Annotated in this window: 12 protein-coding genes; 1 reads left to right on the top strand and 11 read right to left on the bottom strand. The window is 43.8% G+C overall.

The features are described 5' to 3' along the window. Positions 1 to 31: 31 nt before the first annotated feature. The 10 genes from glmS to HMPREF2917_RS09140 all read right to left on the bottom strand — a co-directional run bounded on the left by glmS (position 32) and on the right by HMPREF2917_RS09140 (position 13,966). Positions 32 to 1,840 (bottom strand): glutamine--fructose-6-phosphate transaminase (isomerizing), encoded by a 1,809-nt coding sequence (glmS, locus tag HMPREF2917_RS09185; RefSeq protein WP_070590387.1) that lies wholly within the window; start codon positions 1,838 to 1,840, stop codon positions 32 to 34. A gap of 373 nt (positions 1,841 to 2,213) precedes the next feature. Then, positions 2,214 to 3,599, bottom strand: a complete 1,386-nt coding sequence (locus HMPREF2917_RS09180; protein ID WP_070590385.1) for a glycoside hydrolase family 1 protein — start codon at positions 3,597 to 3,599, stop codon at positions 2,214 to 2,216. Positions 3,600 to 3,733: 134 nt separating this feature from the next. Next, positions 3,734 to 4,429: a gamma-glutamyl-gamma-aminobutyrate hydrolase family protein gene (locus HMPREF2917_RS09175; protein ID WP_070590382.1), complete on the bottom strand. Its 696-nt coding sequence runs from the start codon at positions 4,427 to 4,429 to the stop codon at positions 3,734 to 3,736. Positions 4,430 to 4,607: 178 nt separating this feature from the next. Then, positions 4,608 to 6,128: an ABC transporter permease/substrate-binding protein gene (locus HMPREF2917_RS09170; RefSeq protein ID WP_070590379.1), complete on the bottom strand. Its 1,521-nt coding sequence runs from the start codon at positions 6,126 to 6,128 to the stop codon at positions 4,608 to 4,610. After that, on the bottom strand, positions 6,121 to 6,849 hold the full coding sequence (locus HMPREF2917_RS09165) for an ABC transporter ATP-binding protein (protein ID WP_070590377.1): 729 nt from the start codon (positions 6,847 to 6,849) through the stop codon (positions 6,121 to 6,123). The genes HMPREF2917_RS09170 and HMPREF2917_RS09165 overlap by 8 nt, the downstream gene beginning before the upstream one ends. Beyond that, positions 6,849 to 7,697 carry an SDR family oxidoreductase gene (locus HMPREF2917_RS09160; protein ID WP_070590374.1) on the bottom strand — a complete coding sequence of 283 codons (849 nt, stop codon included), beginning with the start codon at positions 7,695 to 7,697 and terminating at the stop codon, positions 6,849 to 6,851. Before HMPREF2917_RS09160 ends, HMPREF2917_RS09165 begins: the two co-directional genes overlap by 1 nt. Before the next feature lie 18 nt (positions 7,698 to 7,715). Then, on the bottom strand, positions 7,716 to 8,165 hold the full coding sequence (locus HMPREF2917_RS09155; protein WP_070590371.1) for a MarR family winged helix-turn-helix transcriptional regulator: 450 nt from the start codon (positions 8,163 to 8,165) through the stop codon (positions 7,716 to 7,718). Positions 8,166 to 8,498: 333 nt separating this feature from the next. Further along, positions 8,499 to 9,170: a DUF4352 domain-containing protein gene (locus tag HMPREF2917_RS09150; protein WP_070590368.1), complete on the bottom strand. Its 672-nt coding sequence runs from the start codon at positions 9,168 to 9,170 to the stop codon at positions 8,499 to 8,501. 194 nt (positions 9,171 to 9,364) lie between these two features. Beyond that, positions 9,365 to 11,866, bottom strand: a complete 2,502-nt coding sequence (gene leuS / locus HMPREF2917_RS09145) for a leucine--tRNA ligase (protein ID WP_070590365.1) — start codon at positions 11,864 to 11,866, stop codon at positions 9,365 to 9,367. Positions 11,867 to 11,989: 123 nt separating this feature from the next. Continuing rightward, entirely contained in the window at positions 11,990 to 13,966 is a 1,977-nt protein-coding gene (locus HMPREF2917_RS09140) for a peptide ABC transporter substrate-binding protein (RefSeq protein ID WP_070590362.1), read from the bottom strand. 165 nt (positions 13,967 to 14,131) lie between these two features. Between HMPREF2917_RS09140 and HMPREF2917_RS09135 the strand changes: the two genes are divergently transcribed. After that, positions 14,132 to 15,454: a DUF1958 domain-containing protein gene (locus HMPREF2917_RS09135; protein ID WP_070590359.1), complete on the top strand. Its 1,323-nt coding sequence runs from the start codon at positions 14,132 to 14,134 to the stop codon at positions 15,452 to 15,454. Positions 15,455 to 15,512: 58 nt separating this feature from the next. Here the strand turns inward: HMPREF2917_RS09135 and HMPREF2917_RS09130 are convergent, their stop codons facing one another. Next, complete coding sequence (locus HMPREF2917_RS09130; RefSeq protein ID WP_070505338.1) at positions 15,513 to 16,604, bottom strand: glycerol dehydrogenase; 1,092 nt, start codon at positions 16,602 to 16,604, stop codon at positions 15,513 to 15,515. Positions 16,605 to 16,773: the final 169 nt, after the last annotated feature.

Below are 16,773 nucleotides of genomic sequence, written 5' to 3'. Positions count from 1 at the left end.
AACGAGGATGTTTTTTTCTACATAGATAATTTTATTCAACGGTTACAGACTTAGCAAGGTTCCGTGGTTTATCAACATCGAGCCCACGATGAAGGGTTGCAAAGTAGGCAATCAATTGGGTTGGCACCACCATTGAGATTGGAGAGAGGTAAGGGTGAACCGCTGTCAAGACCAAATCATCTGTCTCTTTAGCGACATTTTCCTCTGCAATAGTTAAAACATGAGCCCCACGTGCTGCCACTTCTTGGATGTTCCCACGTGTGTGGCTGGCTAGGACTGGATCAGACAAGAGGGCAATGACCGGTGTACCGTCTTCGATCAGAGCGATGGTACCGTGTTTCAACTCACCCGCAGCGAAGCCTTCACATTGGATGTAAGAAATTTCTTTTAGTTTCAGACTGGCTTCCATGGCAACATAGTAATCTTGGCCACGTCCAATATAGAATGCATTGCGGGTTGTTTCCAACAAGCCACGAACTTTTTCGTCGATCACTTCTTTTTCTGAAAGGGTTGATTCGATCGATTGGGCAACGATAGACAATTCGTGCACCAAATCAAAGGCTTTGGCCTTCTCATTGCCATTGGCTTCCCCAACAGCTTTCGCCAGAAAGGCAAGGGCTGCGATTTGAGCCGTATAAGCCTTAGTAGAAGCTACCGCAATTTCAGGACCAGCATGGAGCAACATGGTCATGTCTGCTTCACGTGAAAGAGTTGAACCCGGAACATTGGTTACTGTCAAGCTTGGAATGCCCATTTCATTGGCCTTGACCAACACTTGGCGGCTATCGGCCGTTTCACCAGATTGGCTGATAAAGATGAAGAGTGGCTTCTTGCTAAGAAGTGGCATACCATAGCCCCACTCAGATGAAATACCGAGTTCTACTGGGGTATCCGTCAACTCTTCCAACATTTTTTTAGATGCAAATCCAGCATGGTAAGAGGTACCAGCCGCAAGGATATAGATGCGGTCTGCTTCTTGAACAGCCTTGATAATAGCTGGATCTACCACTACTTGACCAGATTCATCTGTATAGGCTTGGATCAGCTTACGCATGACAGTTGGTTGCTCATCGATTTCCTTGAGCATGTAGTATGGGTAAGTCCCTTTTCCAATATCAGAAAGGTCAAGTTCAGCCGTATAGCTAGCCCGTTCTTTGACGTTTCCATCATAGTCTTGCACTTCAACGCTATCAGCCTTGACAATCACCAACTCTTGGTCATGGATTTCCATGTATTGGTTGGTTTCACGAATCATGGCCATGGCATCAGAGCAGACCATATTGTAGCCATCGCCAAGACCGATCAAGAGTGGTGATTTATTTTTTGCCACATAGATGGTGCTTGGATCTTCCGCATCCATCAAAGCAAAAGCATAGGCCCCACGGATGATGTGGAGGGCTTTTTTGAAGGCTTCGAGCGTAGACAAGCCATCTTCTTCAGCAAATTTTCCGATCAAGTGGGCTGCGATTTCTGTATCTGTTTGCCCCTTGAAATGGTGACCGGCTAGGTATTCTTCCTTGATTTCAAGGTAGTTTTCAATCACCCCATTGTGGACCAAAACAAAGCGACCTGTTTCAGAGCGGTGTGGGTGGGCATTGTCCTCAGTTGGTTTTCCATGAGTGGCCCAACGGGTATGTCCAATCCCAGCTGTCCCTTCGACACCTTCTGCCTTAGATGACAATTCTGCAATACGGCCAACTGCCTTTACCAATTGGCTCTTGCCTTCACTAGCCAGGAAAACACCCGCAGAGTCATAGCCTCGGTATTCGAGTTTTTCAAGTCCTTGAATCAAAATATCAGTAGCGTTTGTATTTCCTACAACACCAACGATTCCGCACATAGTTTTTACGATATAGCCTTGCTATACTTTCCCCTTTACTTAGTCAAGCGACCCATGGTCGATTTCTCAGTTGCTTTAAAATTGGTCTAGTCTAATTTGACCAAAAAGCAACCAGCGGAGTCAGTATACAATGCTTCTTCTAGTTTGTCAACTAGGAAATTCAAGAAAATTGGTCTAGTTAAGTTAGGGTTAAGATTAGAGACAAAATCATCTAAGAAAATTTCCACTGTAAGAAAAATGCCTGAAACAGAATAGTTTCAGACATTCGGAATGATTGAGAGTCAAACCGTTTGGGAAACTGTTTGACTCCAATCTTTAAAACGACAATGCGAGGAGACTCAAATTGAACGGAACACAGACTGCGGATTTTGATTTAGTCTTCAAATCCATTCTGCTGGCTCAACCCACGGAACCAATGACCGGATTTTTTGAGGGTGCGTTTTTGGCTTTCGAGGTCCAACTCAACTAAGCCATAGCGGTTCTTGTAGCCATTGAGCCATGACCAGCAGTCAATAAAGGTCCAGATCAAATAGCCTTTACAGTTGGCACCATCTTGAATAGCCCGGTGGAGCTCACGAAGATGGTCTTTGACAAAGTCAATCCGGTAGTCGTCTTGGATCACTCCGTCCTTGCGGAATTTTTCCTCTCCTTCAACCCCCATTCCGTTTTCGGTCAGGATCCACTCGATATTGCCATAGTTTTCCTTGATATTTTGGGCAATGTCATACAAGCCTTGCTCATAGATTTCCCAACCACGGTGGGGATTGATCTTGCGCCCTGGCATAACATAAGGTTCATAAAATTGTTCAAAGAGTAGGGGAGATACTGGATTTGGAGCATAACGAGGAGCTGCCACACGAAGTGGTTGGTAATAGTTAACCCCTAGGTAATCCACCGTATTTTCCTCGATCAAGCGCAATTCAAAGGGATCATAATCCGGCAAGAGATCACGCTCCCGTAGGATCTCCACTAATTCTTCAGGATAATGACCAAGAACAGATGGATCTAGGAAGGATTTGGCTTGAAAGAGCTCGGCAATACGCGCAGCTTTCACATCTTCTGGATGCTGGCTCCGAGGATAGGCTGGTGTCAAATTGAGCACAATCCCGATACGGAAATTAGAATCCACCTCGTGACAGGCCTTGACCGCTAGAGAGCTTGCTAACTGGGTGTGGTAGGCTACTTTAACAGCTGCTGCTGCGTCTACCTTATGAGGAAAATGGGCATCATAAAAATAACCAAACTCCACAGGCACAATGGGTTCATTAAAGGTGATCCACTGATCGACCAGATCCCCATAGGTCTTGAAACAAAAACGCGCATATTCCTGGTAAGCATAGGCGGTTTCTTTATTTTCCCAACCATCCCCTTGCTCTTGAAGAGCCATCGGTAAATCAAAATGATAGAGGTTGACCAAGAGGTGAATCCCTTTTTCCTTTATCTTTTCAAAGACACGACGGTAGAAATCAACGCCTGCTTGATTGATCTCCCCTCGTCCTTCTGGGAAAATACGGGACCACTGAATAGAGGTTCGAAAGGCGGTGTGCCCAGTTTCTAACAAGAGGTCCAGATCTTCTTCCCAGTGTTCATAAAAAGTCGATGTTTTCTCTGGTCCTTGCCCTTGATAAAAGCGGTTGGGCTCGATCCTATACCAGTAATCCCAGAGATTGTCTCCCTTTCCATCCTGGGCGAAACGTCCTTCCGTTTGAGGGCCCGAGGTCGAACTCCCCCATAAAAAATCCTTTGGAAATTGATACATGTCCTAATCCTCCTCATTCTACTAGCTCTATTGTAGCGAATCCTTCCCCAAAACCTAGGCACAATTTACAGTCTTTCTTACGCAGATTAAAGAAAAAGCCCCTTAGGAAAAATTCCTAAGGGGGCTGGTCCTCTTTACAATTGAGTCACGACATATTCAAAGAGCTTACGATCTGCTGGACTCTTGTCAAAACGTAGTTCCGGGTGCCACTGAACGCCGAGGAAACGACTCTTATCTGTGGACTGAACGGCTTCTATGACGTCATCTTTAGGATCCCGCGCGATCACTTCTAAGCCATCTGCCAAGTCTTTAATACTTTGATGATGGAAAGAATTGATGCGACTGGTCTTACCATAGATCTCTTGCAGGATCGTCTGATCCTTGGTCACCAACTCTTGGCTGGTGTACTGACCTGGATTGTCCTGCCAGTGGTGTTCAATGTCTTGATGCAGAGTTCCCCCTAGAGCGACATTATAGAGCTGGGTCCCACGGCAGACGGTAAAGATAGCTTTTTTAGCCGCACGCGCTTCTTCAATCAAGGCCAACTCAAAGAGATCGCGTTTCAAGAGATAGTCATCACTGTCGATGGTGATTTCTTCTCCGTAAAACTTGGGCAAGACATTTTGTCCACCGGTGATGATGAGCTTATCAATCATCGATATATAGCCTTTAGCCAAGGCCGCATCTCCAATTGGCAAGATCAAGGGAATCCCTCCTGCCTCTTTGACCGCTTCGACAAAACCAGTCGCCGCATAACTCATATTCGCGTCTGGATCATCCGGGAAGGGTCTTTCATTTCCTGTAATTCCAATCACTGGTTGCTTTTTCATACTTTTTTCCATATACTTTCATTCATTTTCAAGGCTTATTGTAACACAATTTGAAGCCAGACTCAATGGAGATTTTTTTGAAGGAAGGTCTCCCCTTCTAACCCAAAAGCTTGCTGAAAGGATATAAAATTGCTTTCTATTAAAAAATTCTCAAGTGCAAAGACTTGAGAATTGTTTGTTAATTTTTGATAAATCCTTCTTTTACCAAAAAGTCACGCGCTACTTTAGCAGCAGGCTTGCCTTCTACTCCGACTTGGTAGTTCATCTGGCTCATTTGGCTCTCAGTGATTTTACCAGCTAGCTTATTAAGCACACCTTCCAATTCGGGATGTTTCTTAAGAAGAGCTTCTTTCATAAGGGGCGCCCCTTGATAAGGTGGGAAGAGTTGTTTGTCATCTTCAAGGACCACCAGGTCATAGCGAGCAAGTTCAGCATCTGTTGAGTAGGCATCCGTTATTTGAATATCCCCAGACTGGATCGCCTGGTAGCGAAGGGCTGGCTCCATGGTGGAGACTTGTAAGTTGAGACCATAGATCTTCTGCAAGCCTTTGTTTCCGTCCTCTCGGTCGTTAAACTCAAGCGTAAAGCCCGCCCTGAGTTGTCCTTCCACCTTTTTCAAATCTGAAATAGTCTTGAGTCCATACTCTTGGGCAATCTTCTTAGGCACTGCAACAGCATAGGTATTTTGATAAGCCATAGGTTTGAGCAAGGCTAGGTCGTCTTGTCGCTTGATCCCATCTCGAGCAGCTTTGTAGACTGCTTCTGGATCATGACTGACTTGTGGTGCCGGCTTGAGGAGACTTTCGGTCACCGTACCTGTAAACTCTGGATAGATAGCGATATCCCCTTTTTTCAGGGCTTCATAGAGGAAGGTGGTCTTCCCAAAATTCGGTTTGACAGTCACTGTCATATCCGTATTTTTCTCGATCAAGATCTTATACATATTGGCGAGAATTTCAGGTTCTGGTCCTAACTTCCCAGCAATGACCAGGTTTTCTTTCTTCGGTTTTGGAAGAAGACTTGGCGTATAAGAAGCTCCTAATCCAATAACCATCACAGCAAAGGCTGCAAAGATGGTCCGCAATTTGGCCTTTTCCATCCATTTGAGAAGAAGGTTAAAGGCGATGGCCAAGAAGGCAGAGGACAGGGCACCGATCAAAATCAGACTGGCATTATTGCGGTCAATCCCTAGGAGGATAAAGGAGCCAAGTCCCCCTGCTCCAATCAAGGCAGCTAGGGTAGCTGTCCCAATAATCATCACGGCTGCCGTGCGAATCCCAGACATAATGACGGGCATGGCCAAGGGAATCTCGAACTTCTTGAGTCGCTCCCACTTGGTCATTCCAAAGGCGATCCCAGCTTCTTCCAAACTTGGATCAATCCCCTGTAAACCGGTGATGGTATTTTGAAGGATGGGGAAAATGGCATAGATGACAAGAGCTGTTAAGGCCGGAAGCGTCCCAATCCCCATAATGGGAATGAAAAGCCCCAAAAGAGCCATGGAAGGGATGGTCTGGAAGATACCAGCTAGCTGTAAGACCCAGTTGCTTGTTCTTTTGTGGATACTCAAATAAATAGCTAGAGGAACAGCTAGAAAAATCGCAAGGAGCAAGGTCAGTAATGACAGTTGCAAATGTTGCCCCAGTGCAGTGAGCCAGTCCCCAAAGCGTTCTTGAAAGGTTGCAAGTAGTTTAGACATGGTGAGCACCTCCAAATAGATCTGCGACAAAGTCGTTGGCTGGCTTGGCAAGAATGGTCTCAGAATCCGCTACCTGTACAATCTCTCCTTCTTGCAGTACTGCAATTCGATCGCCTAATTTCAAAGCCTCGTCTGTGTCATGGGTCACAAAAATAGTGGTCATACCGAATTCTTTGTGCAGTTCTTTGGTAAGTGCCTGCAACTGCTTTCGAGAGATGGCATCCAAGGCTGAAAAAGGTTCGTCCATGAGTAAGATTTTTGGTTCCCCAATGATGGCGCGCACAATGCCAATCCGTTGTTGCTCCCCACCCGATAGCTCGTTTGGTAAACGATGGGCATAGTCTGCCGCAGGGAGACCAACCTTGTCTAAGAGTTCTTCTGTTTTCGAAGTGATTTGCTCCTTGCTCCAGCCCTTCATCTCAGGAATCAGAGCAATATTTTCCGCAACGGTCAAGTTAGGAAATAGGGCAATGGCTTGAAGGACATAGCCGGTACTGAGACGTAACTCCCGTTCATCATAGTCCTTGATGCGTTTCCCATCCATATAGATATTGCCGTCTGTCGGCTCCAAAAGACGGTTGATCATCTTAAGCATGGTGGTCTTTCCAGATCCTGAAGGACCCACTAGCACCATGAATTCTCCATTTTCAATGCGGAGATTAACATCTTTTAAAATGTTTTTATCCGTGTAGCGCAAGGCTACATGTTTGTATTCAATCATCAATCTTCCTCAAGCAACTGTCTTTCTTTCAAAACATCTATTAAACTCATAGCTGGACGTCCTAATACCTTTTCGACATCTGTAGAAACCCCAGCTTGTTCCCCAGCTTTAATCGCTGTATAGGTGCTGACCCAGGCATCGTACTCCCAAGTTTGTGCTGACCATTTTTTCCGAGACTCATAAGCTTCTTCTACTGATTCGTCTACATACGTGATGGTCTTACCGGTCTCTTTTGAGAGAATCTCTACGATTTCTTCCATAGAAAGATCCTCTGGTCCTGTTAGATTCAAGGTTTGATTTTCCCATTTCTTAGCATGTAAGAGAATCTCTGCAGCAACACTAGATGTGTCCTTACGGGCAACTGCTGACACACGGCCCCTGCCAGCCGGACCACGAATTTCTCCATTTTCAAGAGCAATATCTATCAAGAAGTCCAAGTAAAAATTATCTCTCAAAAATGTATAGGTGAATCCTAACTTCTTGATATAGGCTTCCGTCTGGGCATGATCTCGAGACAAGGTGAAAGTTGCCTTCTCATCTGCCCCATAAAAGGAGGTATAAACAATATGCTGCACCCCCGCTAGCTTTGCGGCATCTAAAAACTCCTTGTGCTCCTTGACACGCTCTGGATTTTCCCGAGCAGAGACCATCAACAAGGTATCGATCCCCTTTAAGGCCTCAATCACTTTTGGAGTATTGGTATACGACATTCTACGGATTTCCGCTGACGCGTAAACTTTTGCACGCTCTGGGCTTCTTGCCAGATGGATAGAAGCAATTCCTTGCTGATCGACAAGATCCGCTACATAAGAGCCTAATTTCCCTGTTACACCTGTAATTCCAATCATAACTGTTGCCTCCTTTCCCTAGATGTCATTTTCTTTAGCCTTTAGATTTGAGATAATTCTCTCTTGATAGGCTTCAAATTCTCGGATTTCTTGATTGGAAAATCCTTGGTAAAAAATCTCTCCAAGTTCTTTGCTGACACGGTCACCGATTTCTTTTTGCGCCCAACCAAGGTCTGTCAAAGAAATATATTTTTTCCTTTTATCCTGCGTACAAGGTTGAATCGTAACCAAGCCTTGTTCTTCCAATTTCTTAACCATACTGGTCAATGTATTGTTGGCTAGACCCGTCGCAAGAGCGATATCGGTCGCAGTAGCGCACTCCAACTCTTGCTTCCACAAAATCGTTAAAATTTTCCCTTGTTCACTTCGGTATAGGGCATCTGGTTCCTTACTCAGCAGTTTTTGAAAGATACGCCCATTTAACAAGCGTATCTGTAAAGCTTGATAGCCCCCTTGCATCTTGTCCATTTTGTCTCCTTTTTATTTCTATATCGAAATATCAAAGTCATTGTACCACTGCTTATTACATCTGTCAACTATTTCGATATCGAAATAACATTTTTTTCTAAGATGGTCTTCAAAGAATTCTTGAAGACCTCAAAATTGCCTGACTTTTTCTCTTTTTCACAATTTTTCTTGGAAGAAGAGCAACATTTAAACTCCTTGTAGAACAACACTGAGTTTTACATCTGTTCACTGTAATGCAGAATGAAATTTATTAAAAAGCCTCGGTAGGGTTCTTCCTACCGAAGCTTTTTTTATGAAAGAGATAAGGGTTAATGTCTACACATAAACGATTTATCAATCCAAGTTTATTTTTCCTTTTTGTGTACCCCAAACACCTGTTTGTACTTGTAATACAAGTCCTGATGCATTAGCAGTTTCTGCATTCAGGTCGAAAACCACATTACCAGTAATGCTGTTTTCCGGATTTAACTCTGAAAGAAAGAATTTCCCTTCCTCATTAGCATACATACCAGCTACACTATCAGTTTCATACTCCGTATCACCTTTTAGCAGTTTAAAGAAATCATTCGTAACAGTAATTGATTTTTTCCCTGAATTTTTTACCGTTACATTCAAAATCAAATAACTACCATTTGCTGTTTTTCCGTACTCTCCCCCAACATTTTGAGAAACAGATTTAGAATTTACAATATATTCAACATCTCCCACTTTAGTAACTTCACCAATTTTGGGCATAGCTTGTGCTACAGATTTCTTCTCGGTAGACTTACTCTCTTCTGATACTGCCGTTTCCCCTTTTTTATCATTAGTTGCTTGATCAGTGGAACTGGTTGTTTGTGTTGCTGTTGAGTTACTTGTTGAATTATTTGAAGTTATAGAGCCTCCACCCTTCGTTACAGCACCATAAGCAATTAGCACTACAAGCAAAATAAACCACCATTTCTTGTAGAAAGGTGTCTTTTTCACATAAACGTTTCCGTTTTCATCCTTGATTTTCTTAGACATAAGAAATCTCCTTTAAACTTTTTCTTTGATATAATTATAATGTATTCGCTCAAAAAATAAAAGCATTTTGAGGGATAAAACTAAAAATTTCTTTAAATAGTGATTTATTTCCATAAAATTATGTAGAAATATTTATTTTTCCTCCAAATTCACTCAAAAATCCTCCAGAACTTAGCTCTGAAGGATTTTTAAATTTATTTCGTTACAATATTTACAAGCTTGTTAGGTACACTAATCACTTTCACGATTTCTTTGCCATCGATCTCTGCTTTGACTTTTTCATCAGCCAGAGCGACTTCTTGCAATTCTTCACGAGACAGATCTTTTGCGACCATGAGTTTAGCACGAACTTTACCTTTGATTTGAACGACGATTTCAATTTCGTCTTCAATCAATTTGCTTTCGTCCCATGTTGGCCAAGCCACATAAGAGATAGACTCGCCTGTTGCTGCCACTGTTTGCCAGAGTTCTTCTGCCAAGTGAGGTGCAAATGGAGCGATCAATTGGATAAAACCTTTGGCATAATCCACATAGAGTTTGTCTTCCTTATTCGCCGCATTGACAAATACCATGAGTTGAGCAATGGCTGTGTTGAATTTCATAGACTCGATTTGCTCTGTAACAGCCTTAACAGTTTCGTTGTAAACCTTGTCTAGAGCGCCATTGTTTTCCGCAACGATTTCTTTACTTGTGATCAAACGGTACACACGGTCAAGGAATTTACGGCTTCCTTCCAGACCTTCTTCAGACCAAGCGATGGAAGCATCAAGTGGTCCCATGAACATTTCATAGACACGAAGGGTATCCGCACCGTATTGTTCCACCACATCGTCTGGGTTGACCACGTTCTTGAGAGATTTCGACATCTTAGCTGGCGCTTGCTCCAACTCTTCTCCTGTTTCCACATGGAAGAAAGAACCGTCACGTTTTTCAACCTTGTCAGTTGCCACAAGAGCACCACGGTGGTCACGGTAGCTAGTTCCCAAGATCATTCCTTGGTTAAAGAGTTTTTGGAATGGCTCCTTAGTTGGAACGACACCTAAATCATAGAGGAATTTGTGCCAGAAACGAGCGTAAAGCAAGTGAAGCACGGCGTGTTCTGCACCACCCACGTAGATATCAACTGGCAACCATTGTTTGAGAAGGTCCTCGTCAGCCAATTTCTCTGTGTTGTGTGGATCGATATAGCGGAGGTAGTACCAGCTTGAACCTGCCCATTGTGGCATGGTGTTGGTCTCACGACGACCTTTGACTCCATCTTCACGAGTCACTTCCAGCCAGTCTGTCAAGTTAGCCAATGGACTTTCCCCAGTACCTGAAGGACGAATGTCCTTGGTTACTGGCAAGACCAGTGGGAGTTCACTTTCTGGAACGGCTGTCGAAGTTCCATCTTCCCAATGAATGATTGGGATTGGTTCACCCCAGTAACGTTGACGGCTAAAGAGCCAGTCGCGGAGACGGTAGGTCACCTTTTCTTGACCAAAGCCTTTTTCTTCTAGCCAAGACACGATTTTAGCAATCGCTTCTTCTTTGTTGAGACCGTTCAAGAAGTCAGAGTTGACGTGAAGGCCATCTTCTGTGTAAGCAGCCTCTTCAACATTCCCACCTTCAAGTACTTCTACGATTGGAAGTCCAAACTGTTTAGCAAATTCCCAGTCACGCTCATCGTGGGCAGGTACGGCCATAACAGCACCTGTACCGTAGCTAGCAAGGACATAGTCGGCAATCCAGATTGGAATTTCTTTGCCATTGACAGGGTTGATAGCATAAGCACCAGTCCAAACCCCTGTTTTTTCCTTGGCAAGGTCTGTACGAGCCAAGTCTGATTTAAGGCTAGCTTGGTGTTTGTAGTCTGCTACAGCTTCAGCTTGTTCAGGTGTCGTGATGGCATCTACTAGTTCATGTTCAGGAGCCAAAACAGTGAAGGTCGCACCGAAAAGAGTATCTGGACGAGTCGTAAAGACGGTAAATTCCTTGTCAGTCCCTTTTACTTTGAAGGTGACATTGGCACCAGTTGATTTTCCAATCCAGTTGCGTTGCATGTCCTTGATAGACTCTGGCCAGTCCAGATCATCCAAGTCGTTGAGCAAACGTTCCGCATAGGCAGTGATTTTGAGCATCCATTGGCGCATTGGTTTACGAACAACTGGATAGCCACCACGCTCAGATGTTCCATCTGGAAGAACTTCTTCGTTGGCGATAGCTGTGCCTAGTTCCTCAACCCAGTTTACTGGCACTTCCGCTTCATAGGCTAAACCTTTTTCGTAAAGCTTGGTGAAGATCCATTGCGTCCACTTGTAGTAGTTCGGATCTGTCGTATTGACTTCACGGTCCCAGTCATAAGAGAAGCCAAGCGCATTGATTTGGCGTTTGAAGTTGGCGATGTTTTCCGCTGTGAATTCCGCTGGGTCATTCCCTGTATCCATAGCGTATTGCTCTGCAGGCAAACCAAAAGCATCCCATCCCATTGGGTGAAGGACATTGTAACCTTGGGCACGTTTGAAACGGCTAAGGATATCAGTCGCTGTGTAGCCTTCTGGGTGTCCTACGTGAAGACCCGCTCCAGATGGGTAAGGGAACATGTCCAAAGCATAAAACTTAGGTTTTGAAGCGTCTGTTCCTGTCTTAAAAGTGTGATGGTCAGCCCAGTATTTTTGCCACTTAGGCTCGATTTCTTTATGATTGTAAAAACTCATAGCGTCTCTCCAATTTTCGTGATGCTCCTATTATACCATTTTTAGGCGATTTTTAAAGGTTCAGACAAAGAAAAAGACAGGTCCCATACGGGACCTGTCTCTCCTGTTTTCTTCAAGAAAAGTCTATTTCACATGCTTTTCAAGTTCTTCTTGCGCTTTTTTATTGGATTTTTCTTTTTCTTTCTTCCATTGATCACGCGCTTTGTCGTAGTCTTTAGCCGATACGACCTTGTCTTGAACTTCCAAATATTTATAGTTGAAGGATTGACCCTTGTGGCCTGTCCAAGCAAAGGCTGCGGAGTATGGTACAGTCTTACGAACACCTGGAGAAGCTCCATCTGAATGGATCGGAATCAAGAGTGCACTATCGGTCAACCAAGCTTGAGCGGCAGCATATTTTTCGTAACGCTTGTTCACATCTTTGGTTTCATTGTGCGCATCTTCGATCAATTGATCGTATTCATCAAAACCAGCTGCTTTTGCGGCCGCATTATCCGTACCAGCATCGAATCCAAAGTAGGCATTGGCATTTTCGCCAGATTTACCACTAGTGATATCAATGTAAGAAGATGGGTCCGTATAGTCTGGTCCCCAACCCAAGTTATTGTTCAAATCCCAGTCTTGTTGCGATGCATTTTCAGCAAAGTAGGTAACCCGTTGCAGGTCATCATCTGAGATCATTTTCAGATCAATAACAATATTTTCTGCTCCTAAAGTTGACTCGATCGACTGTTTGAAGGATTGGGCTTGTTTGATTCCTTCTGTATAAGTTGAAGAAGTTGGAAGGTCCAAATGAATTGGGAATTCAACTCCTTGAGCCTGCAAATCTGCCTTAGCTTTGGCAAACTCTTCTTTGGCCTTGGTTGGATTGTAGAGGGTATCTTTTCCATCTGCGACAGAGACCCCTTTCCATTCATCCCCATAAGCTTCCAAGTCTTTTTCTACTGCATCCCCAAATTGTTGGCCATCGATTTGGACAAAGTTTGGTGGCGTAAAGGTATTACGGATGACCTTATTGGCAGCAGCTTCCCCGTTCGCCTGAGCTACATATGCCTTACGGTTGAAGGCAAACATAATGGCTTGACGGAAGTCTTTATTTAAAATTGCTTTCTTAGTTGAAGTCTTTTGAGCATCTGTGGTCTTGGCTGTAATTTCATAAGACTGACGGTCAATGTTGAAGGAAAGGTTGTAGGTTGAGGAACCTTGGTCACTAAAGACGATATCGTCTTTGTGCTTCTTCTCTACACTCTTATAGTTAGAGCCACTTGGGAAGACACGGGCAACCGTATAGTCGCCTTTATCAAATCCACGGATCAAGGATTCTGAATCTTGTCCATCATAATAGGTCAACTTGACTTTACTGATCTTGACATTATCCGCATCCCAATATGTTGGGTTCTTTTCCAAGGTCGCAGAAGATTTAGAAGTGATGGACTTGATCAAATAAGGACCGCAGTAGAGGATACTAGATGGAGAAGTTCCTTGACCATAGTCATCTCCTTTAGATTTCAGGAATTCTTCGTTAACCGGCATCAAGATCCCCATCGTAGTCTTAGAATTCCAGAAACTTTCCGGTTGGCTTAAGGTATATTGAACGGTATAATCATCAATAGCCTTTACTCCAACAGTTGAGAAATCAGATGTTTTCCCTGATACATAATCATCCAAGCCTTTGACAGATTTTTGGACCAAGTAAATCGCTTGTGATTTCTTGTCTGCCGCGTGTTTGAGGCCTGTGACAAAGTCTTGGGCTTTGACTTCTCCATATTCTTCCCCTTCAGAAGTCATCCATTTGACCCCTTTACGGAGTTTATAAGTATAGGTCAAGCCATCCTTGGAAACAGTCCAGTCTTTAGCAAGCGATGGGATCAAGTTCCCGTACTTGTCCACTTCCAACAAGCCATCTATCGCATTTCCTGTAAACTCGGAAGTCGATTTTTTATTGGAAATCGAGTAGTCTAAGGTATCCGGATCCTGGGTATAGACATAGCTAAATGTCTGACCACCAGAGCTACTAGATTTCCCTCCTGAGCAGGCTGCCAGTACACCAGCTGATAAAAGCAGAGCGCTGGTAGCTAAGAGTACCTTCCCTTTGTTCATATAAATCACCTCATTGTAAAAAATGTTATACTCAATTTAAATTATAGCACTTTCTAGGGAAATGTAAACGCTTTTACTGCGAAATTATTCTATTTTTCCTTTATTTTTTCAATTTCTACTTTTTCTAAAATTTTTTCAAGTTGAATCCCTGGCCTGTATGATATAATGGAATCTATGAATTATGTGAGACATTTACACAAACGACTAAAACACAGCCTCTTGTCCCTCCTTGTAGGAGTCTTGACATTAGGCCCTATTTCCACTGCCTTTGCGGACGACATCTACCAGCAAGAAGATGTCATGAAAATCGCAGCTGATGCTGGACTGGTATTGGATGATTTTTACAAGCCTAAGGCTGACATCGTCATCGACGCCAATACTGGAGCTATATTGTACGGAGACAATATCGACACGGTCCGGGACTCAGGAAGCATGGCCAAACTCATGAGTGCCTATGTAGTCTTTCGGGCCCTCAAAGAAGGCAAGATCAAATATGATACCGTGGTTACAGCAACAGAGGCAGACCAAGCCATCTCGGAAAACAATCTGTTAAGTAACTCACCTATTGTAGCTGGTGTTGACTACAAAGTATCTGAATTGATCAAGATGCTCTTTGTTCCATCTTCCAGTGCGGCCGTGATTATGCTGGCCAACGCCGTTACTGACAATGATCCCGATAAGTTTTTGGACTTAATGAATCAGTACGCACAAGAAATGGGGATGAGCCATACCAAATGGCACAATCCAAATGGAGCGATGATCTCGGTGCTTCAGGGCTACTACAACCCTCAGCGCTACGATGTCAATGCGAATAACGAAATCACAGCGCGGGACATGTCTATTCTGGCTTATCACATCGTAAACGACCTGCCAGAAATGTTGGAATACACCAAGCAAGCTCACACTACGATCATGGAAGGAACCCCCTACGAGCAAAGCTACGATAACTACAATACTTCGCTCGAAGGTGGAAAATTCGCCCTTAAAGGAACAGATGGACTCAAAACTGGATCTAGCCCGACTGCTGACTACAACTACACCGCGACTACCAAGCGGGGGAAACAGCGGATTATCGAAGTCATTTTGGGGGTTGGGAACTATGATGTCGAGATCGCCGAAAGTTACCGCAATCAAATCGGGAATACCTTAGCTGAGAAAATGTTCGCAGACTACCAGTATAAAAAAATCCTTTCTGCAGGGGAACACACCATCGACGGGAAGACCATTCAACTGAAGCAAGACTTCTATGCGACCGTTAAGAAGGGGACGAAGCCAGCCCTTAAACTAGAAGACAACCGCCTAGTCGTCCAGAACGGCTTGCAACAGGTATCTCCAAGCATTAAACCTGGGGTGGCTGTAAGTGAGTCTAAAGCAACGACCTCTAGCAGTAAAAGCAAGGGACTCGATGTCATGTGGCTCTTCTGCTTCCTGCCTGCCGGAATTTTATACCTGATCTTTAAACAAACCGATCCAAAAAGAAGAAAATAGAAAAAGAACTCCCATTACCATAAGGTATGGGAGTTCTTGGTTTGTCGACAAAGTCATCTTAGGCCAAACCTTGAACGTAGGCATCTACTGCTACGATGGCTTGGGCAATATCAGAAGCCTTCACTTCAAATGGCATTTGATGGATGGTTTCTCCTTCGATGGTGGCCTGTTGGCCAACCTTGAGAAGATCTTCATAACTTGCAGTTTCAAGATGCATTTCTTTCAGAGTGGTTGGCATACCGATTTGTTGATAGAAACGAATGTATTTATTCAATTCTTCCTTAGGACGGTTTTCCAAGAACAATTGAACCAAGGTTCCATAAGCTACTTTTTCACCGTGAGTCAAATGGTGGATGTCCCCAGTAAGGGCTGTAAAGCCATTATGGATGGCATGGGCAGCAGCTAATCCCCCACTTTCAAACCCAATCCCACTAAGAAGGGTATTGGCTTCAATGATGTTTTCAAGAGCAGGGGTTACGACTTTGGCTTCACAAGCAGCCATGGCTTGGAGACCATCAGCAAATAAGGTTTCTTCACAACGTTGTGCAATGGCGACACCCGCTAAGGTTTGTCGTTGACCCAACATGGTTTTTCCATTCGCTTGCATCACTGCACGCGCTTCTACCCAAGTTGCTAGGCCATCTGCGATACCAGAAGCGAGCAAGCGTTTTGGTGCTTGAGAGATCACTTTGCTATCCACCAAGACCAATTCTGGGTTCTTAGAATAGAAGATATAGCGCTCAAAGGCACCCTCATCCGTATAGATAACCGACAAGGCGGAAACGGGAGCATCTGTAGAGGCGATGGTCGGAGCAATCACAACTGGTGATTTTAGAAGATCAGCAATAGCTTTTGCACTATCGATGGTTTTTCCTCCACCAAGTCCAATGACCAAATTACAGCCATTTTCTTCTGCCAGACTAACCACACGATTGATTTCGTTGTCAGAAGCTTCTCCATTAAAGAAGACTGGCAAAACCGTGAGCCCATTTTGACCAAGGTATTCTTCAAAACGCTTCCCTACGATATCATAGACCACTGAATCACATAGCAAAACAGGGTGATTCCCTAATTCTGAAATAGATTGCGCATTTTCAAATAAGGCATTCTCACCTTGAATGTAACGTGACGGACTTGCAAAATTTCTCATAGTCTGCTCCTTTAAAATTTATTTAGTTCACACTCATAGTAGCATTTATTTCTATGAAATTCAAAGAATTATACAAGGCTCTAATCAATTAAATTTATCTATTCACGCAGTCATTGGAAGCGCTTCGTTTTTATTTGATGAATCTTATTATCAAAAATCCCCAAAGCTA

This window comes from Streptococcus sp. HMSC061E03 (assembly GCF_001813505.1).
GTDB lineage: Bacteria > Bacillota > Bacilli > Lactobacillales > Streptococcaceae > Streptococcus.
This window is presented reverse-complemented; position numbering and strand designations above follow the sequence as displayed.